The 22,145-nt window shown below is 42.5% G+C and carries 24 protein-coding genes; 23 read left to right on the top strand and 1 reads right to left on the bottom strand.

From position 1 onward, the window contains the following. Positions 1 to 21 precede the first annotated feature (21 nt). Complete coding sequence (locus AC1DNH_RS05475; RefSeq protein WP_477582319.1) at positions 22 to 492, bottom strand: hypothetical protein; 471 nt, start codon at positions 490 to 492, stop codon at positions 22 to 24. A gap of 163 nt (positions 493 to 655) precedes the next feature. Between AC1DNH_RS05475 and AC1DNH_RS05470 the strand changes: the two genes are divergently transcribed. From AC1DNH_RS05470 to AC1DNH_RS05360, 23 genes are all read left to right on the top strand, one after another. Continuing rightward, positions 656 to 1,174 (top strand): hypothetical protein, encoded by a 519-nt coding sequence (locus AC1DNH_RS05470; RefSeq protein ID WP_477625244.1) that lies wholly within the window; start codon positions 656 to 658, stop codon positions 1,172 to 1,174. Positions 1,175 to 1,195: 21 nt separating this feature from the next. Beyond that, positions 1,196 to 1,588, top strand: coding sequence for a hypothetical protein (locus AC1DNH_RS05465; protein ID WP_477585296.1), 393 nt, complete (start codon positions 1,196 to 1,198; stop codon positions 1,586 to 1,588). Between the two features lie 340 nt (positions 1,589 to 1,928). Continuing rightward, on the top strand, positions 1,929 to 2,375 hold the full coding sequence (locus AC1DNH_RS05460) for a hypothetical protein (protein ID WP_477585297.1): 447 nt from the start codon (positions 1,929 to 1,931) through the stop codon (positions 2,373 to 2,375). Positions 2,376 to 2,761: 386 nt separating this feature from the next. Further along, positions 2,762 to 2,968, top strand: coding sequence for a hypothetical protein (locus AC1DNH_RS05455; RefSeq protein WP_477585298.1), 207 nt, complete (start codon positions 2,762 to 2,764; stop codon positions 2,966 to 2,968). 216 nt (positions 2,969 to 3,184) lie between these two features. Then, positions 3,185 to 3,601, top strand: coding sequence for a DUF4844 domain-containing protein (locus tag AC1DNH_RS05450; RefSeq protein ID WP_477585299.1), 417 nt, complete (start codon positions 3,185 to 3,187; stop codon positions 3,599 to 3,601). A 117-nt stretch (positions 3,602 to 3,718) separates the two neighbouring features. After that, positions 3,719 to 3,967 carry a hypothetical protein gene (locus AC1DNH_RS05445; RefSeq protein WP_477582177.1) on the top strand — a complete coding sequence of 83 codons (249 nt, stop codon included), beginning with the start codon at positions 3,719 to 3,721 and terminating at the stop codon, positions 3,965 to 3,967. A 541-nt stretch (positions 3,968 to 4,508) separates the two neighbouring features. Next, positions 4,509 to 5,051, top strand: a complete 543-nt coding sequence (locus tag AC1DNH_RS05440) for a hypothetical protein (protein ID WP_477607708.1) — start codon at positions 4,509 to 4,511, stop codon at positions 5,049 to 5,051. A 783-nt stretch (positions 5,052 to 5,834) separates the two neighbouring features. Beyond that, a complete protein-coding gene (locus AC1DNH_RS05435; RefSeq protein WP_138821434.1) occupies positions 5,835 to 6,251 on the top strand; it encodes a type IV pilin protein in 417 nt (138 codons plus the stop codon). Then, a complete protein-coding gene (locus tag AC1DNH_RS05430; protein WP_477582167.1) occupies positions 6,203 to 6,778 on the top strand; it encodes a hypothetical protein in 576 nt (191 codons plus the stop codon). The genes AC1DNH_RS05435 and AC1DNH_RS05430 overlap by 49 nt, the downstream gene beginning before the upstream one ends. Next, the gene (locus AC1DNH_RS05425) at positions 6,768 to 8,192 is read left to right on the top strand and encodes a GspE/PulE family protein (RefSeq protein WP_477582169.1); all 1,425 of its coding nucleotides are present in this window, start codon (positions 6,768 to 6,770) and stop codon (positions 8,190 to 8,192) included. The genes AC1DNH_RS05430 and AC1DNH_RS05425 overlap by 11 nt, the downstream gene beginning before the upstream one ends. 21 nt (positions 8,193 to 8,213) lie before the next feature. Further along, positions 8,214 to 10,169, top strand: coding sequence for a type II secretion system protein GspD (locus AC1DNH_RS05420; protein ID WP_477582171.1), 1,956 nt, complete (start codon positions 8,214 to 8,216; stop codon positions 10,167 to 10,169). 2 nt (positions 10,170 to 10,171) lie between these two features. After that, the gene (locus tag AC1DNH_RS05415) at positions 10,172 to 11,359 is read left to right on the top strand and encodes a hypothetical protein (protein ID WP_477625243.1); all 1,188 of its coding nucleotides are present in this window, start codon (positions 10,172 to 10,174) and stop codon (positions 11,357 to 11,359) included. 1 nt (position 11,360) lies between these two features. After that, on the top strand, positions 11,361 to 11,906 hold the full coding sequence (locus tag AC1DNH_RS05410) for a hypothetical protein (RefSeq protein WP_477607712.1): 546 nt from the start codon (positions 11,361 to 11,363) through the stop codon (positions 11,904 to 11,906). Positions 11,907 to 12,450: 544 nt separating this feature from the next. Then, positions 12,451 to 13,293 (top strand): LytR/AlgR family response regulator transcription factor, encoded by an 843-nt coding sequence (locus AC1DNH_RS05405; protein WP_477584959.1) that lies wholly within the window; start codon positions 12,451 to 12,453, stop codon positions 13,291 to 13,293. Positions 13,294 to 13,298: 5 nt separating this feature from the next. Beyond that, positions 13,299 to 14,237, top strand: a complete 939-nt coding sequence (locus AC1DNH_RS05400; protein ID WP_477607716.1) for a hypothetical protein — start codon at positions 13,299 to 13,301, stop codon at positions 14,235 to 14,237. A gap of 6 nt (positions 14,238 to 14,243) precedes the next feature. Further along, on the top strand, positions 14,244 to 14,738 hold the full coding sequence (locus tag AC1DNH_RS05395; RefSeq protein ID WP_477607718.1) for a hypothetical protein: 495 nt from the start codon (positions 14,244 to 14,246) through the stop codon (positions 14,736 to 14,738). Further along, positions 14,735 to 15,373 carry a toxin-antitoxin system YwqK family antitoxin gene (locus tag AC1DNH_RS05390; protein ID WP_477607720.1) on the top strand — a complete coding sequence of 213 codons (639 nt, stop codon included), beginning with the start codon at positions 14,735 to 14,737 and terminating at the stop codon, positions 15,371 to 15,373. The genes AC1DNH_RS05395 and AC1DNH_RS05390 overlap by 4 nt, the downstream gene beginning before the upstream one ends. 93 nt (positions 15,374 to 15,466) lie before the next feature. Then, positions 15,467 to 16,705 (top strand): hypothetical protein, encoded by a 1,239-nt coding sequence (locus AC1DNH_RS05385; RefSeq protein WP_477584955.1) that lies wholly within the window; start codon positions 15,467 to 15,469, stop codon positions 16,703 to 16,705. Further along, the gene (locus tag AC1DNH_RS05380) at positions 16,693 to 17,058 is read left to right on the top strand and encodes a type II secretion system protein (RefSeq protein WP_477607722.1); all 366 of its coding nucleotides are present in this window, start codon (positions 16,693 to 16,695) and stop codon (positions 17,056 to 17,058) included. The genes AC1DNH_RS05385 and AC1DNH_RS05380 overlap by 13 nt, the downstream gene beginning before the upstream one ends. Further along, entirely contained in the window at positions 17,039 to 17,515 is a 477-nt protein-coding gene (locus AC1DNH_RS05375; protein WP_477584900.1) for a hypothetical protein, read from the top strand. The genes AC1DNH_RS05380 and AC1DNH_RS05375 overlap by 20 nt, the downstream gene beginning before the upstream one ends. 6 nt (positions 17,516 to 17,521) lie before the next feature. Beyond that, positions 17,522 to 18,661, top strand: coding sequence for a type II secretion system F family protein (locus tag AC1DNH_RS05370; protein ID WP_477584901.1), 1,140 nt, complete (start codon positions 17,522 to 17,524; stop codon positions 18,659 to 18,661). Between the two features lie 213 nt (positions 18,662 to 18,874). Further along, positions 18,875 to 21,751: an RHS repeat domain-containing protein gene (locus AC1DNH_RS05365; protein WP_477625242.1), complete on the top strand. Its 2,877-nt coding sequence runs from the start codon at positions 18,875 to 18,877 to the stop codon at positions 21,749 to 21,751. A 9-nt stretch (positions 21,752 to 21,760) separates the two neighbouring features. Beyond that, positions 21,761 to 22,126, top strand: coding sequence for a hypothetical protein (locus AC1DNH_RS05360; RefSeq protein WP_477585070.1), 366 nt, complete (start codon positions 21,761 to 21,763; stop codon positions 22,124 to 22,126). The last annotated feature ends 19 nt before the right edge of the window (positions 22,127 to 22,145 follow it).

Genomic DNA, 22,145 nt, shown 5'->3' with positions numbered 1-22,145 from the left:
TATTAATCAGGAAAAAAGATATTATATCTTTTTTCCTGATTTTTCATAATTCTTAATGAGTTGGTTTAGTGTTATTACTTCTATATCACTAATAAGATGCTCTTGCTGGTATGGCACAATTACATCAATGACATAATCATATTCAAACTGATTATTGATTTTTCCTCTTTTTAATATTTTAACCAAATTGTTTTTACGTTTGAAGCCAAGTTGGAGGTGATTTACTTTGTTCCAGAAGAAATTAACCGCTTCGCCTGAACCTTCTTGAAAATAGACGAAAATATCATTAGATAGATAATTCAGACTTTTAATATTATGGAATTCAGGCTTTGGGTTCAATAATTGATCTTTCCAATCTAAATATGTGTTAATAATATGCTTTTTATTAACTTCACTCCATTCTTTTGGAGCTTGAGACTCTATAGCAAGAATAGCAATATCTATAATATTCGAGAGATTTTCAGCTTGCTCTTCGTAAGTTAATTTTTTCATGAGAAGTCTATTTAGGTGGATTCTGTAAATAAAGGTTTGGTATAATTAATATTGATTATATAATTGCCTTTGGGAAAAAAATAATTTGGCTTAACAAATTTTAAAGTTGGGAAATTAGTGATTTTTAGCCTAAATATTGTGAAAGCAAAAAAATAAAAGATTAATGAAACAAAACTTTTATATGGCACTTATAACCTTGGTTTTTGCAGGTTGTGAGAATTCGTCAAAAAATATCGGAAATCATGATATTAATAACAATTCTGTGATAACACAAAATAGCATCATCTCTAAAGATCCAGTATCTATACCTAAGGTAGAGAAAATTGATCATTTGGGCTATGATAAGGTATTGCTTTTTGAAAAGGATTCGGAGCGAGAGCTACTTTATATCAATATGGCAAAGAAAAATCTTAATTTTAAAATATCATATAAAAATGATACGTCCAAATTCGAACTCTCAGGAAATGCAAAATTACTCAATATTGGAGAAGAGTCGATTTCTGATGAAAACAATAACAATATAGATGTGGCCGAATATGTCTACTACTATCAAGGTTGTGAACTTGTATTCAGGATTGAAGAAGATGGGGCAACAGCTGCATCCGTTTTTCCAAGAGCGTGCAAAACAAATCAATTTGAGATGCTCAAATACAAAAGGGTTTTGAAAATTGTAAAGAAATAAAATAATTTAAGTGGTATTAAAATGACTAAAGAAGAAATATATAACTTTTTAAAGTTAAATGGCTTTAAGTTAGTTCACCAAGATACTTCGGAGTATTTTAACGATTATTTCGATGTATTTGCGAATGATGTATTTGCGGTAAGATTTAGTAGTACAAAATCTTTTGAAACTGTTGATATACGCAGTAATAAAGAGGAAGAGAATTGGTATGATTTGGCTTTAATAAAGGCATTATTATTTAATGAAGTAGAGCTAAATCAGGTCACTACCATCCAAACTCATATTGAGTTTTTAAGACAAGAATTCCACCGAATTAGTCAATTGTTTGATAAGCAACAATATCTAAACACGAAGATAAGACTTGACGAATTAGGGAATAAGCGAGCAAAGCAAATGTTTCCATCTCAGTTTTAGCATTTAGCTTCCCTCACTGGGTTAAGTTTGAATGATGGCAAAAGCAGAGGTAAAAAAGACCTTACTGTCCGTAGTCTTCAGCGCAGCGTTTGCTTCAACCTCATATTTTTTACATTCTCAATCAAATGGAAACCTTATTTCGGAAATTTTGAAAAATGGCCTAGAAAGAAGAAAATTACTGGAAGTTTGATCATATGGGGTATTTCAGGGAAAATGGCCGGTCGTTCCGTTTTCAAAGTGACGCCGCATTTCGCTTCAAACTGACGCTCGATTACGGAGCAAAGTGGCCGTTTTGAAATGATGTTTGGACCTTTCGTTAAATAAAATAATATAGTATAAAATGGAAACCGACAATTTTAAAATATTAAGAGATAAATGCCTTTTGTTTAATCAGTTCATGATTGATAAAGGATATATTCCTCGGGAACTAATTGAAGCTTATCAAGAAACGAATAAATTGATAGAAATTGCTTATCAGGAAAGAAAAATTAAGCCACTCAAAGCTGCAAGTAAAGATATTGATGATCAGGTAATGAGGCACATGCCACTGTCAGTTGCCTTCGAATTGAAAAAGCTTTTTAAAGAACGGTTAAATGTTGATTTTGAAGCAGTTGATGAGGCTCGCATAAAAGCACTAAAAAAAATTTTAAAGAAAGGAAAAATCAGCTCAGAAAACGAATACGAATTAGTGTTAAATCGCATTGACGAAATTTACGCAGATGATAGTAAATCAGAAGAAATTGAGGAATTAAATAACCTTATCCTGATTTATGATAAAGGCAAGTAATTGTCAATAGTATAATGAAATCGTTAGTAGATACTAGCCCGGCTAACAGTCGGGCTTTGTAATTTAATTAAGGTAAGCTTTCTTTATTTTTGCATTGAACAAATGATTTTTGATACCCTGGAAACCGTATTTTTAGGTAAAATAATATGAATATAGGATTAGCAGTAACAATTACGCAGGAAATCAATAGTAAATAGAAGATCATCCATTCAGTTTCAGATGAGCTTAAGCTGTATTTTCAAAATCGGGATTATGGAGGCGGGATCAAAAGCCTCACCATCGGTATAGTTTGTGTCTCTCCCGGTTTTGAAAAATTTTTCAAAAATGAGAAAGCGAAGTATACCAAAGGCAGAAAAGAATCGATTGTTGAAGGTATACCCTATATAGTGGAAGATTCTTTTGAATATACTGTCAAACTTGAGTATGAAGCCTTCAGAAATGCAAATGACGAGGAAATAAGAAAAATCTTGGCCATGGAGATTTTAGCATCCTTAGTGATTTTTGAAAAGTTTAAATCAAAAATAAAGGACTTTGATTTAGATCGTTTTGAAATGGATTTACACGAATACTTTAAAAGTCAGAATCTGATTTAGTAAGCTTGGAAACTGCCAATCGATTACCAATAATGTGTTCCCTGTAAGGATGCAGAGACGCTGGGATACTTCCTTATTAATGGTATTTACGTAAATATTGGATTTTAGGGGGGCTTATCAAAACTATTTTATGCAGTTCTTATTGAAAGCTGGGTATTTAGTCTAAAATTATGATAAGGGATCATTGAAATTGGTTTATATTTATTCCGAAAAAATGTGACTCTGAAGCTAATCCTGTTTTGGCTTCAGAATTTATTAAGAAAAAAAGATTTTATGATCGGACAATCAAAAAAAATTGAAGAACTTGAATTGCTTAAGGAAGAGGGAATATTCTCGGATCTTGAAAATCTTGCTTTGACTGATGGCTATGTTATTTCAATATTAAAAAATAGTGTAACTGAATTCCAGAACATTGTTAAGCAGAATGGTAGTGACGGTGTGTTCCGTGAAGTAATGTCCTCTACAATAGAAAAGATTGAAGGAAATGAAACTGGATTGGATACCGAAGGTAAAGAAGCAATCTGCTTGTATTTTGAGAAAATGATGGATGCAGTTGAATTAGAATCCTCCGGTGGAATATTGAATACTTGGTTATATGGATTTGATCCACTAGACTTTGAGACAATCGTATAAGTCACATCAAGAATCTTTTTAAAGTGTTATCCAATAAAGGAATTGAATTTATTTTGAATACCAGACTTTAGTTCAYGATAAAAATGGTAAAAAGTAAAGTCTGGATATATATAGCAAATTCCATTACCTAATGAATTGGGATTTGCCTATGCTAAATTAATTGATTTATTGGAAATCGACACTAATGCTCTATATCCAACACTCATCAAAGTTTATAACCATAGGTACAAAAGTCTTGATAAGTCTCTATCAGATATCTTGGATATGCAATTAATTTTATGTCCATTGTTGATTGCAGGGATTCTACCAGCCGTAAACCAAGGGGTATGGAAAATTCTTGGCAATGTGGGGCTTAAAGCAATGTAACTAAGGTGTATTTCGAAAAGATAAGATTTAATTTGAAAATATTGATTGATGTTTTTTAGTTTTAGGAAGTTGATTACAGTCAAATAGTTGCAATCTATGGAGGCTATACCTTTTATTGGCTCAAGGTAAAAAAGAAATAAAATATTAGGGTTGAGATATTAGACATGAAATTGAACCCAGAAAAATTAGGTAATTGAATGGCTTTGAGTGGAACAAGGCCCGATTGGGCAAGGTATCAGAGGGAATAAAGGCAAAAAGTTATATCCTTTTGTCTTTAGTATCAATTCTCTAAAAAAAGTACAACGATCTCAATGGGGTAATCAGTAAAAAACTTTACTAGCTGCAAGAATTTACAGAAAAGAAACTGGATGGTCTGGGCTGGAAAGTATCAATTACAGATTGACAATTGTTATTGGCCAGACTATCATTCATTGGAGAAATGATGGCGATGTTATAGCAAAAGAATATCCTACACACTATTATGGTTAGAACAGGTGGTATACAGGTTTAAATGAAATGAGCATTGTATTTAATAACTTAGATGAAACAAAACTTATATATCACACTTATAACCTTGATTTTTACAGGCTGTGGAAACCCGTCAAAAAATGCCAGAAATGATGTTGCTGGTAGCAATTCTTTATCCGTAAAAGACAGTGCTGTGAAAACTCAGGATAATAATATAATTTCTAAGGATACCCTAGTTGCCCCTAAGGTAGAGAAAATTGATCATTTGGGCTATGATAAGGTATTGCTTTTTGAAAAGGATTCAGAGCGGGAGCTACTTTATATCAATGTGGCAAAGAAAAGTCTTAATTTTAAAATATCGTATAAAAATGATACGTCGAAATTCGAACTCTCAGGAAATGCAAAATTACTCAATATTGGAGAGGAGTCGATTTCTGATGAAAACAATAACAATATAGATGTGGCCGAATATGTCTACTACGATCAGGGTTGTGAACTTGTATTCAGGATTGAAGAAGTTGGGGCAACAGTTGCATCCGTTTTTCCAAGAGCGTGCAAAACAAGTCAATTTGAGATGCTAAAATACAAAAGGGTTTTGAAAATTGTAAAGAAATAATTTGATTGTTATGACTCTTTATTAAAAATAACCTGAGGATATGAACATGCTATTTTTTGGAGTGTTAAAATTCTAATTATCAAAGATATATGGATTCTGTACAAGTCCCGTCTATTCCGCGAAAATAATTTCATAGTTTAGCTAAAATCCTGTGAGTTAAACGCTTGCAGGATTTTTCGTTTTCTGGAAGCACTAAGTTATTCATTTCTTCGTAAGAAAAAGGTGAGCAATTCAGCGAGCACATTAAACGGTAGGGGAGCAAAAAAAATGGGAAAATAGGATGGGAGTCTATTTTCAGAATCAGGATCATGGAGGGGGCATCAAAAGCCTTATAGTCGGCGTAGTATGTGTTTCTCCCGGTTTTGATAAATTTTTCAAAAATGAGAAGCGATGTATACCAAAGGCAGAAAGAATCGATTATGAAGGTATACCTTTTACGGTGAAGATTCTTTTAAATACACGCTCAAACTTGAATATGATATTTTGAAAAAAGCAGATAAAGAGGAAATAAGAAAAATCTTGACCGTGGAGATTTTAGCATCCTTAGTGGTTTTTGAAAAGTTTAGATCAAGAATAAAGGACTTTGATTTTGATGGTTTTAGAAAAATTCTTTAAAAGCCAGGAGCTGATTTAGTAAGCTTGGAAGCCGCTAAAATCAATTGTTGCTTCAGGTTCAGCGTTACATTCATTATGTGACAGAATTTGTACTAATTATCAGATTTAATTTGCATTTTAGAGGCGATAATATCTTTCGGGATATTGTCGCTCAAAACGCTTTATCTAATGAGAATACAGACTACCAAAAAACTTGATGCTTATACGCTGACTGAAATCCTGATCGTGCTTGCGATCATCGGGATCCTGATCCTGCTGGCACTGCCCAACCTGATGCCGCTGATCACCAAGGCTAAAACGACTGAAGCGAAGCTGCAGCTGGAACATGTGGCCAAGCTCGAACAGAGTTATTTCTATGAACACTCGAAATATTCGGCCGATCTGGTGGAGATCGGTTTTATCCAGGAGAAACTGACCTCGGATGCGAAGGACGGGAAGGCCAACTATAAGGTTGAAGTGACTGCGGCATCGAACAATACCTTTACGGCAAAGGCCACTGCGGTGGCGGATTTTGACGGTGACGGGACTTTCAATGTATGGCAGATCGACCAGGACAAGAACTTAAAGGAAATTGTGGCGGACTGATGTTGTTTTTGCAGGGAGGGATTATGATGGTACTGGCTGGGATGGTGTATCAGGATTTTAGGTTCAGGGGCATTTACTGGTGGCTTTTTCCGCTATTGTTAATGCTTTTTGTACTGGATGTTTGGCTACGATACTCTTTTGCCCGCCTGGCAGCTACGGCTGGAAGTAATATCATTTTTCTTGTGGTACAGATGTTCTTGCTGACCGGTTATGTTTCATTTAAGAGGCGGAAGCTCACTAATATTTTTAAAGGTTATTTTGGGCTTGGGGATCTTCTTTTTCTCTTGTGCATAGCATTTTATTTTTCTTGTTTGAATTATATTGCTTTTTACCTGCTGAGCCTGATGGTGGTGATTGTACTGACGCTGATCTTTGGCGGCCGTAGCCGTGCAAAAAAGGAAAAGATTCCGCTTGCGGGTTATCAGGCGCTGCTCTTGATCCTGATCATGACAGTCAGTTTTTTTATAAAAAGCGTTAATATCCATTCGGACGAGGTATTTTTTAATCTTTTGCCCTATGGAAATTAGAGCGGAGATATTGGCGCTGGTATCCAAGGAAACCGCTATGCAGTATAGGGTGTTTCCAAAGGAGAATGGTCCACAGGGTGGAATCGAACTTTACTGGGACGGGAATGGTGATGAAGGATCCCTTAGGGACGAACTCGAAGTTGTTCTGGGCTGCGGGGTGAGTCTGTTGGCGCTGGAAAATGCAGAACTGAGTAGACTATTGTCCAAGCATTATCTTGGTGATGTCTCGGTGGGTGCTGAAAAAAAGGAGGTTTCGGTGATCTCGGCGGGGGATGATTTCCTGGGTGTGTTGATCGAGGAGGCGAGAAGGCTCAAGAGCAGTGATATCCATATCGAGACTTTTGAAAAACGCTCCCGGGTACGCGTGCGGATCGATGGGATGATGATTGAGCGTTACCAGATCGAAAAAAAGGATTATCCTTCACTGATCAACAAGATCAAGATCATGGCCAACCTGGATATTGCCGAAAAACGCCTGCCACAGGATGGACGGATCCAGTACAGTTCGGCAAGGCAGAGTGCCTTTGATATCCGGGTTTCGGTGCTGCCTACCCTTTATGGGGAAAAGGTGGTGCTGAGGCTACTCAACAACAGCAGTACGGACATCGACCTGAATACTTTGGGATTGTCCGATCAGGATATGCGGCATTACCTGGAAGGGGTACAGCGCCCGAACGGGATCATCCTGATCAGTGGTCCGACAGGGTCTGGAAAGACGACGACCCTGTATGCAACACTTAAACTATTAAATAAAAGTACGCGCAATATCCTCACGATCGAGGACCCCATAGAATATACCCTGGAAGGGGTCAACCAAGTACAGCTCAGGGAGAATATCGGGCTGGGTTTTGCAGCTACCCTGCGGACTTTTTTAAGGCAGGATCCGGATGTGATCATGGTCGGGGAGATCCGCGACCCGGAGACGGCCAATATGGCCATCCGTGCGGCTTTGACTGGTCACCTGGTTCTGTCAACGATCCATACCAATTCGGCATGGGGTACGGTGGCTAGGCTGATGGATATGGGCATCCCGGGTTTTCTGGTCGCCAATACACTCAATACTACCGTGGCGCAGCGCCTGGTGAGGCTGCTTTGCCCTATTTGCAAAAAAGAGGAAGCGCTGGATACGGGGCTTTATCCGAGGCAGTTCAGGGCGCCTTCAACAGTCGAAAGGCATTTTGTTGCTGCAGGCTGCGAGAAATGTTATTATACCGGTTATAGTGGCAGAAAGGCGGTCTATGAGGTCGTGCCGATCGATGCAGACCTTTCCCAGCAGATCAGGAACGGGAACATGTCCATTGATGGGGTGCTGGCCGAAAAAGGAATCAATACCCTTTCGGGAAATGCCTTTTCGCTCTTTGCGGATGGTCTCACCAGTCTGGAAGAAATTTACCCCTTATTGTTAGCCATCTAGATAATTTTTACGCTCAGAATAATGAAAAACACAAATATATTTTTTAAGACAGGTTGTCTAGTGATGTTACTGCTCGTGCTGAGCTTCTTTAAGGGGTATTCACAGGGAACCGAACAGTCGCAGCGGCTGAAAGCAGTGGAAGAAAGGCTAAAGAATCTTGCGGTGACGGTGCCGGGGCTTAACCAGCCGGTCCAGATCTCGATTTCGGGTGCCTCTGCGCAGGAGTTTTTAAGGGCGCTTGCCCAGTCGAACAACCTGAACATCAATATCGATCCCCAGCTGAGCTTTAAGGTCTATACCAATTTCAGGAACGAAACGGCACTGAACGTGCTGCTTTTTATGGTGAAGGAATATGACCTGGACATCAACCTGATCGGTTCGATCATGTCGGTGACCAAAGCTGCGGTAGCGAAAACCGTTGTAGCGCCGCGGGATATCCGGGTGAATTATAATTCATCGAACGAATATTTGGGTTTTGAGCTCAATAACGATACCTTGGGTCAGGTGGCCAAGAAGATCAGCCAGCTTTCCCAGAAAAATGTGGTGGTGCCGGTCAACCTGATGGACATAAGGGTAAGTGGTTTTATCGCGGCGGCACCCTTTGAGGTAGCACTGGAAAAACTGGCCTATGCCAATTCCCTCAAGATGGACAGGACCAATGACGGGGTGTTTATCTTTCAGTCTTTGCGTGAGGGTGAAGAACTTTACGTGAACGGGGACAAGGCCACTGCAGTGAAAAAATCCAATAAACCGTCTGGACAGGGCGGCGGACAGCCACAGGGGAATTTTAACCTCAGTGCCAGGAAAGATGCACAGGGCAACCGGACAGTAAGCGTTGATGCACTGAATACCCCGATCCTGGACCTGATCAAGTCGGCTTCTGCCGAGGCGGGCGCAAATTATTTTATCTATTCGGATATCAAGGGTACGGTGACTACCAGGCTCAGCGGGATCGGTTACGATTCTTTTCTGACTGCGCTTTTGCAGGGAACTGAATATACCTATAAAAAAGATGGCGGGGTCTACCTGATCGGGGACAGGAAACTGGAAGGCCTTAGGGCTAACCGGATCGTGCAGTTGCAGCACCGGTCTCTGGATACCATCCAGATGATGATCCCGGCAGAATGGAAAAAAGGGGTGGAGATCAAGGAGTTCAGGGAGCAGAATACACTCCTGCTTTCAGGATCATCACCACAGGTGAATGAGATCGAAAACTACATTAAACAGATTGACCGCGTGGTGCCGATGGTGCTGATTGAGGTAACCCTGGTGGATGTACGCAAAGGCAAAACCGTCAAGACCGGGATTTCTGCAGGGGTATCGGACAGTGTGAGGACCGGTGGCACGATCCTGCCGGGGATCGATTATACTTTTGGGGCCAATTCGATCAATGATTTTCTCTCACGGCTGGGGCGCAACGGCTCGGTGAACCTGGGCAGGGTGACCCCGAATTTTTATGTCAAGCTGAGCGCACTGGAGAACAACAGTAATGTGGATATCCGCTCGGTGCCGAAACTCTCTACGCTTAATGGGCATTCAGCAAGCCTGAGTATTGGGAGTTCGCGTTATTATAGCCAAAGGACACAGAACGTGATCCCTTCGCTCAATGCGCAGACGGTGGTAACCGAGCAGTTTACGGAGGTGAATGCCAACCTGGAAATCGATATCAGGCCGGTGGTGTCGGGCGATGACCAGGTGACTTTAAATATTAAAGTGAACATCTCGGACTTTATCGGTAATCCGCCGCTGAACGCGCCGCCGCCCAAATCCACGAGTAAGTTTACCTCGATGATCAGAGCGAGAAATGAAGATATGATCGTGCTGGGCGGCCTGGAAAGGACAGAAAGTAATGAAAGCGGATCCGGTATCCCTATACTTTCGCGTATCCCGGTACTGAAATGGCTATTTAGCAGCAGGGAAAAATCCAATAACAAAGTGGTGACCCTGGTTTTTATCAAACCTACAATCCTGTACTGATCATGTTTGCGCCTTTTGACCATTTGCTCGGGATTGAGATCGTGCTGCTCCAGGAGGGGCAGTACCGCTGCAGCTATGCTGTGGTGTACAGGAAGGGAAATGCCCTGGAGATCCTGGAACATAAACAGGTTGAAGGATCTTTGGTAAAGGTGCTGGAATCCCTTCCAAGGAAATATCCGGTTGCATTGGCACTGAGCGGAAAGGGGATCATCCACAAACAGCTTGAGGCTAAGGGGAACGGACAGTCCGGTTTTTTTAAAGCAGCTTTTCCATCGGTGGAGCAGAAAGAATTTTATCTGCAGGAATTACTGCAGGAAAAGCAGGCCTGGATCAGTATTGTCCGGAAATCCCTGGCTGATGACCTATTGGGTAAACTGAAGGCGGCAGGACTTAAGGTGTATGCCCTGAGCCTGGGCGGGCTGCCCGTTGTGGGGATATGGGACCTGCTTGGGGAAACGGATGGGGGATTTTCGGCTGATGGACATGTTTTTTCGGTGGCCGAGGATGGAAGCTTTTCGGGTTACGGTCATACAGCGGTGCAGGCAGGAGAAAGTAAGGTGGCGCTGGGGAAAAATAAAGTAGCTTCCAGGTGCATATTGCCTTATGCGCTGGCCTTCCAGCTTTTTCTGCATGACCGGGTTGAAATGGTCAAAGCCGACAACGAGAGGGTTGATCTTGTTTTTAGCACCTTTTTGGAAGATTCCGGCCTTAAAAAAATGGCTTCAGTATTTGTTTTTGTGCTTCTGGGCCTGCTGCTCATCAGCTTTTTTATGCTGAGTCATTATAATGCGGAGAATGCAGTTTTGAACGAAAAGGCGGGTCATTTGACGGCTACAGCCGATCAGGGCGATGTACTGAAAAAAGAGATTGCCCAGCAGAAGGCCTTGTTGAAGAAAATGGGATGGAACGGTGGATACAGTTATGCTTTTCTGCTGAACGAGGTCGGAAGCTCCAGGCCCAGGCTGCTGAACCTGACGCAGGTGCAGTTCGGGGAGGAAAAGAAAACGGGTTCTGTGGAACCGGCGGAAAATACGATAAAGATATCGGGAGAAACTGCCGACCTGAGCGCAGTGAACAACTGGATATTTATGCTAAAGGAAAAAAAATGGGTGCGCAGTGTCAGGCTGTTGCGCTACCAGCAGGAGATGGGCGCTGATCGTTATTTCTTTAATCTTTTGATCGGATATTGATATGTTGGAGAAATTAAGTTTAAAGACGAAAAAACTGGCTTTAGGGCTGTTGATGCTGCTGGTGCTTTACCTGGCCTATGTGCTTTCCTTTAAAAAGGCCATTTCGGCAGCGGTGCTTAATACCCAGCTGAAAGCGGTTGGCGCGGGTGGTACAGAACCGCCATTAGCGGTGGCGCAGCTGGAGCGGGAACACGGTTTCTATCTGGCTGTGCTGAAGGGCTATCAGGTACGTTCGGAAGACCGCGAAAGCAGGCTCTGGCAGTCGGTTTCGGGGATGGCGATCACGACGGGGACCGCTATCGGTTTTTCTCCGGAAACAGTTACGGCATTTTCGGATACTGCGGCTGTGGACAGTACGGTGATTTTTGATCGTTTTACTTTTTCGGGCGGGTATAAGAACCTGGTGAGGTTGCTGGATACCCTTTCGAAAGCAAAGGGGATCGGCAGGATCGCGGCTGCGAATCTTGGCAAGGAAAAGGTTTCTTCGCAGGATGAGGGGAAAGAAAAACTGGTGCTCAGACTCAAAATGGCTGGGGTAGGAAGATAACCAAAATATGCCTGACATTTTATTTGTAATGTCTTAACTGGTACGATCTGATATTCCGTGAAAAACCACTGCCTCGCGGAGTTGAAGTAAAACAATCATGGCATATTATAATTGGTATATCAATAGAAAGTCAGCGGGTTTGTAATTGTGTTTTTGACACTTCATATCAGCAAATGTCGATCTTGAGAATTTTAGCTGTTTTTGAAGTCTTATTTTTATTACAGTTTTTTGATTTTATGTTCGGTTTTAATGCGGTGTTGTTTGGGTTGAATGTGTGTTTTGGCGTTTGCTGTGATGGATTCGCCGATTTCTTTTTTTTGTAGTTATTTTTTTGGAATATATTTTTTTATTGGGATATTGTCTGCATAAATTTCTACTGATCATGCATTTATCTATTTCAAACGCTCTCGGTTCCGGCAGCCTTTTGTGGCACCGGGAACAATCCCTTTTTATTTGTTGTCAGGTACGGAATTTAGGTGGCTGAAATCAGCTACCGGCAATGGATCCTCCGTTTTGACCTTAGAAACAAATTAAAATTACGCTCATGATAAGCTGTTACGTGATCGGTGAACTTTCCACCGTAGAGTCGCTCTGTACCTATATCCTTGATTATCCGCTTACGGTCCTGAAGGGCTATTCGGTGCAGCGGCCCGAAAGTTTTGATGCGGTGTATTCGCTCCGGCCCGATATTGTTTTTATTGATTCGGCACTTAATGGTGAACAGGACGCCTGGCTGGAACGCATCAGGCAGTTTTCTTCGGTCGTACTGGTGTCTTCGGGGACCGAACAGGCTTTTGCGGCCTTTGAGCATTTTGCCTTCGATTACCTGATCAAGCCTATAGCTTTTAACCGCTTTGTGAAAAGCATCAACAAGTTCGACCATCTTTCCCATTTGGCAAGTTCCGTCTATGTCAAAAACAGGCCGCAGGCTATCGATTCGTTTTTTATAAAGGCAGATTCCAAGGGCTTTAAGGAGGTACTGATCAGATGCGATCAGCTGATCTATATCGAAGCACTGCAGAACTATGTGATTCTGCATATGGAAGGGGGACAGCGTTTTTCCTGCCACAATTCAATGAAGGAAATGGAGGACAGTTTATGTGGGGCCTCTTTTAGCAGGATACATAAGTCTTTCATTATCAATGAGGAAAAGATCACCTCGATCGAGGGGAATATCCTGATCATGAACGGGAACGAAACGGAAAGACTTCCGATAGGCAATACTTACCGGAAGGCTTTTTTTGAAAAAAAAGCACATAAGATGATTAGAAAACAGAAGACAGCGGTGCAGGTACTTTCCTATTCCAAACTGGCGATGTGGCTATTGGGGTTTGGGATGCTGATTGTGGAAATGCAGGCATCGGTTGAGATTTTTATACGGGGCTGAAGAGAATGAAGAATAAAAAATTTTTGATATTGCTGCTGCCGCTATTGGCCGCCTGTAGTGAATTTATTGAACCATCGATCGGATCACGGGAGATTGATCTGCTTGCCCCTGCCAATCGGCTGGAGACCAACAGCTATCAGCAGACTTTTTGGTGGAACCCGATGGCCGATGCGCTTTATTATCGGCTTCAGGTGGTTTCGCCGCGTTTTGACAGTGTGAGCAAGGTTTTGCTGGATACGCTGATCAACAAGGATAAATTTGTCTATACCCTTGATCCAGGAAGCTATGAGTGGCGGGTGAGGGGAGAGAACGGTAGCAGTGCAAGCGCTTATACGCAAAGGTCGCTGGTGATCTATCCTTCTTCGTTGAGTGATCAGGTGCTGCAGCTGAGCCTGCCTTCAAACGGCCTTTCGGTATCGAAGCCGCAGGTGCGGTATGAATGGCTGAAACTTTTTGGGGCCACAACTTACCGCTTACAGGTGGACCGGAACAACTTTCTTGACGAAAAGAACATGGACCTGAACATCACGACCGAAAACCTGGTTTTTCTGCAGACCCTGAGCGCGGAGGGCAATTACCAGTTTAGGGTAAGGGCAGAAAATGCCACGCAGAACTCAAAATGGAGCACGATAAGAACGCTCACTTATGATGCCACCGGGCCCGAGCGTCCGGTGCTGAGTACGCCCCTGAACAGGCAGTTGGTTTCAAGGCCGGTCAGACTGGTCTGGAACAAGGTTTCGGATGCGGACAAGTATGAGCTATGGGTATACAAAAGCGATGGGGACACGCCCTACAATTCCAGTTATCCAAAAATCCTGACCGCAACCGAGTTCAGTTTTGATGCGGGGGATCCTGGCGAGGTGGTGGCCTGGAGGCTGAGGGCGTTTGATAAGGCGGGCAATGTTGGGGCATACAGCGAACTGCGGACTTTTACCATTCAATAAAGGCTGATGAAAGATAAGAAAATGACCTACCTTTTGATCTGCTGCGTAGCGGTGGTATGGGGCGTGATCTTTTACCGTGTGTTTTCCGGCCTGGCATCCGAAGCACCTGAGCTGCCGGTAGCCAAAACCCTTAAGGGGGGGTATTTTAACCTGGTCGACCATGCAGGCGATACGGTACGGCTTGATCTTTCCTATAACGATCCCTTTTCGGAAACTTATGCGGAAACACCGCCGGAAACGCTTCCTGAAAAGAGTTCATTAATTTCCCAGCCCCAGGTGGTACCTTTAAAGCCTAAAACGGACTGGTCGGGGATTGTTTACAGCGGCCAGCTCTACAACAGTGTGCAGCGCAGGCACGTGGCGATTATCAATGTCAAGGGCCGTGAAGTGATGCTTAGTGAGGGGGAGCGTGGGGAAGGACTGAAATTTGTCAAACGTATAGGTGACTCCATCAAAGTGGAGTACCAGGGCGCAAGCCGGTATTTATCGATTATTAGATGAGATTTTTATATATAACTTTATTGCTGCTTCCGATGTGCACCTTCGTGGCCAGGGCGCAGCGCATGCGGAATTATTTTGATGCGGATAGCTATACCCATACCATCAGTTTCGAGGGCTATAAGGCGGTTTTTCGTCTGCAGTCGCCAGATAAAAGCCCTCAGGCTATCGGGATGGACGTGAAATATGCCTGGTTCAGCGGGAACCGGATCAACTGGACCCAAGGGGGCTATAGTGGTAAGCTCCTGGATGGACCTTACTCGGAATTCTATGAGAACAAGGCATTAAAAACACAAGGGTATTTTGACATGGGCCTGAAAAGCGGAGAGTGGAAAAGCTGGAATGAAAAGGGACTGCCGGATTCGGTGGCGAACTATTCCAACGGAAAGCTCAGCGGACGTTTCGAACGTTATGATGCATCAGGTGGGCTATTGGTAAAAGGGAAATACCGTAAAGGACTGATCAACGGGAAACTGGAAAGGCGCGTTTCGGCTGACAGCGTGCTGGTGACCAGGTATAAAAACGGAAAGATCAGCCCGGAAAAACCTTCAAAGATAAAGGCTTGGGTGAAAAAAATATTCAGGAAGGATAAAAAACGTACAGATGGAACAAAGGGCAAGGAGAGACCAAAAAACTAATGATTCCTTTGAAGATTGTTTCAGCGGTTTGACATTGGATGGCGATTGGTGGAACCTAGGTGTTGTTGCTAAGCGCCATAAATTCCCAGGCCCATGTTAAAGGCCGGCGCACTGTATTTTGCGGTGATCTCCGCTTTTCTGATCGCGGTCATCTGCGCTTCGCTGATCATGATCGCGGCCTATTACAGGGAAAGTTACCTCAGGGAGCTGAGACGGGCCAGGCTGGAGAGGAACATGGATTCCTCGGTTGCTTATGTGTTAAAGCATCGGGGGTCTTTGGGGATGGACAGCATAAGGATGGATCTTTTGGGAGAAGGCACGGACAGCGTGAGCATCAACAGCGGCTTGTGGGGGATTTTTGAATGTCCGGTCATCAGGGCATTCGTCTCTACCGATACGATAAAGAAAAGTTTTTTGATCGGCATGGATACGCGGATGGATACCCTTGCACTTTACCTGAGCGATGAGGACCGGCCGTTGTCGGTCAGTGGCGATACACGGGTTACTGGAGATGCAGAAGTTCCGAAATCGGGGATGCGCAAATCTTATGTGGAGAACAGGCCCTATTCAGGGGACAGGCTCGTTTACGGGAAAATACTGGAAAGTGGTCGTACACTTTCTCCCTTATCGGGCGATATGATAAAGGCGCTGGAAAAGGAACTGAACAGAGATCTTTCAACAATGGAGGTGTTAACTGGGCAAAATATGGAGGTTTCCTTTTTTGGACCTAGAAAGGTCTTTTCGGTTCCCCAGGCCGGACAGGTTACCGGGGAGCTCTCGGGACAGCTTGTGCTGCATTCGGATACTTCGGTATTTATTTCCAGGACTGCAAAGCTGAACAATGTTATCGTTTATGCGCATAGCATTACCGTGGAGGAAGGATTTGAGGGCAACTGCCAGCTATTTGCAAGGGATTCCATTGTCGTTGGTGACAAAGTAGTGCTGCATTATCCTTCGGTGCTGGGACTGGTAGCTAAGGAAAAAATGGTCGACCAGGCCAGGATTTTGGTGGGGAAAGATGTAAGTATCGCTGGAATGGTGTTTAGCTATGAGCCAAAAAGATCGGCGCTGCAGACCATGATCAGTCTTTCAGAGCGGACGGAGGTAAAGGGAGAGGTTTATTCAACGGGCCTGGTGAAGCTGGGTAAAGGGGTGAGCGTGGAAGGCAAGACTTCCTGTAACCGCTTTATCATGCAGACGCCGACAACACTATATGAGAATTTTTTGGTGGATGTCACGCTGAACCGCAGGGCAAGGGACAGGCATTATCTTTCTTCGCCATTATTTGAGGCAAAGGTACAACAGAAAGGGATATTGAAATGGTTAAACTAAAGGCGAAGAAAATAGAAGCTTCGACACTCGTCGAAGTGCTTATTGCCATGGTGGTGATCATGGCGGTATTCTCGGTGGCTATTGGTGTGTTCAGCAATGTGCTGAGCGGTGGGATTTCCCTAAAAAAAATACAGGTGCAGGCACAGATGGAGGTGCTCATCAAACAGTTCAGGGAAGAAGGTTTAAAGGAGGATCGGATGCTGAAGATTGACAGTGTGGATTATGAACTGATCTGCAGTGAAAGTGATATCCAGGGCATGTCGCGGCTGGAGATCAGGGCGAGCGAGCGGGGAAGGTCCTTGGGCAGTCTAAAATGTTTATTAAGCGGTGATAATGGAAAAGGGGAAGATTGAGGCCTATACACTGATGGAAATCGCAGTGTCCATGCTGCTGGCAGGGCTCTGTATCAGCATCTGTTATATGGCCTATGGGCTGATCGGGAATTATTTTAGTGCCTTTGAAAAAAAGAACAATAGTGTACAGCTCGTGCTTGGCCTGCAGCGGGCGATGGGCAGGGACATTGATCAGGGCAGGGTTTTGCTAAGGACTGCTGATGGTTTTGAAGTGCGTCAGGACAGTATCCTGGTCCGCTACCGTTTCGGTGGCGGGGTAATCAGCCGGGAGGTGGAAGGCTTGAGAACAGACAGTTTTGTGTTTGCGCCGACAGAAGTAGGTTTTCGTTTTGAAGGCCGGGAGGCTGTTGAAGGAGATACGGTTGACCAGGTGGGCTTTGTGCTCGGCCTGGAAAAAGGAGGAAAAGTGCCCATGGTATTTAAAAAGTTTTACAGTGCCCAGGATTTATTCAGATAATCAGCTATGGCATCAATAGATATATCGGCGTACGGAAAAAAGAACAGACCAAAGGCAAAGCCTGGGGGTAATGGGCTATTGGAGCTGCTGGGCAAGGATATTTCCTTTGGTGATGGCCAGCTCAGTGACCGAAAAAAAGAAGGTTTTTACAATGAGCTGGGCACGCTGATCCGTTCGGGAATTGATCTCCGATCGGCTTTGGAGCTTACTGCGGGATCCTATACCAATAAAAAGGATATGGCGCTTTTTGCTTCGGTGCTGCAGCAGGTGATCAGCGGAAAATCCCTTTCCGAAACGATGCAGGGAGAAAAGAAATTCAGTGCCTATGAGTTTTACAGTATCAGGATCGGGGAGGAAACCGGAAGGCTGGCTGAGGTGCTGGGTGAACTGGCGAAATACTACAGGGCCAAGATCAGCCAGCGCAGGAAGATCATAGGGGCAATCACCTATCCGCTGCTGGTCCTGGTGACTTCGTTTGCCGCGGTATTTTTTATGATCAAGTTTGTGGTACCGATGTTTGCCGATGTTTTTAAACGTTTTGGTGGAAAACTGCCTTATCTGACCTCGTTGATTGTTAGTTTTTCAGACTGGTTCGACCGTTATATCTACCTGATGCTCGGCATCATTGTACTGATGGTGGTACTGGTCCTGGTGAACCGGAAAATGCCTTGGTTCAAGAAGTATAGTGCGCTGACGCTGCTGCGGATCCCGGTGGTGGGTGAGATTACCAAGAAGATCTACCTGGCACAGTTTGCCAATACGATGAGGCTGCTGACCGAGACCAATACCCCATTGCTTCAGGCACTGGAACTGGTGCGGCAGATGATTACTTTTTATCCGGTGGAACAGTCGCTCAGGCTGGCCCAGGGGGATATCCTGTTGGGCAGCAGTCTGTCAACAGCATTGTCCAAATATGATTTTTATCCGGTAAAGTTTATCCAGATGATCCGTATAGCGGAAGAGGTGAACAAGCTGGAGCACTTCTTTGAGCAGCTGTCCCAGCAGTATACCGAGGAAGTGGAATATAAGACCAATGCGATCAGCGGACTGCTGGAGCCTTTGATCATTATCTTTCTAGGCCTGGTGGTTGGGGTAATCCTGATCGCAATGTACCTGCCCATGTTCCAGATGAGCAGTACTTTTTAAAATATTAGTCGCCAAAAAAAGTCATCACTCCAGAAGCTCAGTTCGTCACTTGATTCCGATCGTTCGTCAAAAAGATTTAATAATTTTTTAACAGTAGCCTATCTTTAAAATGAAGATTTTATAAATACCAATGGATAGTATGATGTAGTAGTAACTATCGTCAACTAACTTTTGGCAAAATTATACCAATCCATTATTCTAAAAATAGGAAATATGCTAAAAAACCTCTCAACACTGTTGCTGATTTTCAGCTCTTTTGTTTTTCGCGTACATGCACAATTTGGAACTGCCTCAGTAATGCCGCCGGGCCCCGAGGCAGCTGCACTTTCAAAATATGCTGATGTTCCTGTTAGTTATTATAGCGGTAAACCCGAAATCGACATTCCACTGTATACACTAAAATCGGGAGATATATCAGTGCCATTGTCAATTTCTTACTATACATCCGGCGTCAAAGTCGAAGATCCGTCTACCTGTTTAGGTGTGGGCTGGGTAATTAACTCTGGTGGCGTGATCTCAAGATCAATCCGCGGTAGTTCTGATGGCGTTGGTACCAATGTTAATAATGGATTGCCAATTGCCTCGTCAACTACGGTTGCTGATTATATTACAATCTCCAATTTGGCGGCGACACCTTACCCAAGTATCGAGCCCGATATCTTTTACTATAATTTTGCAGGATATTCGGGATCTTTTTACTTAAAGGGCGATAAAGTGCTCCTAAAAAAAGCTGCAGATATAAAGATAGAACCCATTATTGTCGTAAATCAAGCTATTCAAGGCTTTATTGTAACTACCAAAAATGGTACCCGATATTATTTTCGACATGGAGCAGCAAGCGCGGGTGCGATTGATACAACTGAATGGTTTTTAACTAAAATTGAGGACTTTAATAATACGCACACTATAAATTTTGAGTACAACAACAGCGGGAATGATTTTGTTGTGCCACCGAAAAATTCAAAATTCTATTATTTTTTTGGTCAATCCCCTGTTCCGCATCAAATATTTAATACTCCTGGAGTAATGTGGCATAATGACAATACAGGGCCGGTTATTAGTAAAATCTACACATCTGAACACGATTCTATCAGTTTCACATTTAAAAATCTTATATACGATGAGGTTGTCAGCGGCACACATACGGCGCTCGATAAAATGTTTGTTTATAATTCAAAGAAAGAAGAAGTAAAGGCTTTCAAATTTGTATCAAATAACATCAAAACAATAAAGCCTTATTCAACGGTAGGATATGGATATCCTCTTACAAATTACGACTACGCTGTCAACTATAGATTGTATCTTGATGGGTTAAGCGAGTTAGGTGAAAATGGAGCAGAAATTAAACATCGCTTTGAATATTTCGGTCGTAGTGTTTACAACACTGATTCTCTTCCAAGCAGATTATCACTTGGTCAGGATATGGGTGGCTTTTACAATGGAATAGACACTAATCAAACGCTTATTCCAACTTATCATGATGCACTTAACCCCATGATTGTAGATGTTGGGACTGTTGGATCGCCGGGCGCTGTAGATCCTGCTTATCCATATGATGTAGTATACATACCTGGAGCCAACAGAGAAATTGATTTTAATTACCTAAAAATGGGTACACTCAAATCTATTCAATATCCAACTGGGGGTAAAACTGAATTTTATTTCTCGCAACAGGCTTTTCCGGCGACCGGTCTGCCATATTGGGGATTAAAAATTGATATGATAAAATATCTTGATCAGAATAATAATTTATTACGCAAGAAAAGATATGAATATTTGAACGGTAGTTCAGGACACAATATTCCACCGTTTTTAACATATACACATTATAGTCCTGATCTAGGTTCAATAAGTATGTTTCCAGGTCTGTTGATCAGTGGTATTGGAAGCCCATATTACCATACTTATAAAACAGCCGTAGAACTCACTCCGGTTGGAAGGGAAGATTTTGGATTGTTTGAAGGACCTACGGTAGGTTATGGTACTGTCTATGAGATTGAAGACGGAATCGGGGTAACCACCTACCAATATCAAAATGAAAGCGGCTCGAATGAAACGCTCACCCATGAAGTGAAGACTATAAATAATTTCGGTTATTGGGGGCAAATCGGACTTGGAGACTTTTGGCCTCTGGGGCCTTTTCCACAGGAAACATGGAAAAGAGGTAGCCTATTAAGTAAAAAAATATATGACGCGAGCTCCAATGTGATACAAAGTTCAGACTATCATTATTCATTTCTTGTTACGGATACAATTCCAGCTATAAAGGTTCTTACTGTTGTTCAGGATGGGTATTACTTTTACTATGAATATAAAAATTTTTCAACTTATTCGAAATTAGATAGTGTAACAGAAAATAACCGAGGCGTAATAACTCATATTGCCTATGAATACAATAACCCTATTTACAGACAAAAGACCAAGGAAACAAGAGTATCAAGTAGTAACCATGTTAAGTCAACTCAATATCTATATCCTTATGATTTTTCTGTAGAGCCGTACTTGTCTATGACAACGAAATATAATATCGCTCCGGTAGTCGAAGAGAAAGTCAGTTATGATGGGGTGGTCAGATCGACAGTAAAAAGTTCGTATGATTTTTTCAATAGTAATACTATGATAAAGCCCTCCCAAATTCAAAGTCAGTTATATGGACGCCCATTGGAGCCAATGATCAGCTATAATGAATATGATGCAAAAGGTAACTTAATTAGTTTAAGTAAACCGGGTGGAATCAACACCGCATACGTTTACGGGTACAATGGTGGATACCCAGTTTTAGAAGTACAGAATGCGACATATTCAGCTATGCAAGTTGCGTTGGGCGGTACCTCAACTGTCACACAGGTACTAAATTCTTCTCCAGATAAAGCAACAATTGATGGTTTGGTTTCAACACTTCGCAATGCGCTGCCAAATAGCAAAATTTCGAGCTATGTATATAAACCACTTGTGGGCATTTTGAGCACTACAGATGCCAAGGGCTTGACAACATATTTTGAATACGATGAATTTCAACGTCTGATGAATACAAAAGATCAGAATGGAAATATAACTAAAAGTCTAGATTATCATTATAAACAATTTTAATACTTCGATATGAAAATTTCTATTTGCCTAACAATGTTATTGTTCTTTTTAACGGCCTTGAATCAAAAGTTATCCGCTCAGGAGAAGAACGAGATTAATAGATCAAAAGAACAGCGGATTTACTATAGCAAAAATTTACTTATAGATTCAGCAAAAGCAGAACAGGTACTTGCAATACAGGGCAGTTATAAGAAAGGCGTATCCCTGGTGATTGCAGATTCAAGCCTTAGTGAAACGGGCAGGCATGCAAAAATACAATTGCTCATTAGAGATAAGAACAGAAAGCTTCGCAGCTTACTTACCCCTGCACAACAGCAGAAGATTATACCGACCACCGAGCGGGATGTCCGGGATAACCCAAAACAAAATAACTAGTAATGGTTCCTATCTAAAC

Source organism: Pedobacter sp. 01N310 (assembly GCF_056399805.1).
Note: the sequence above shows the minus strand (reverse complement) of the source record. Positions and strands in the feature narration are given on the sequence as shown.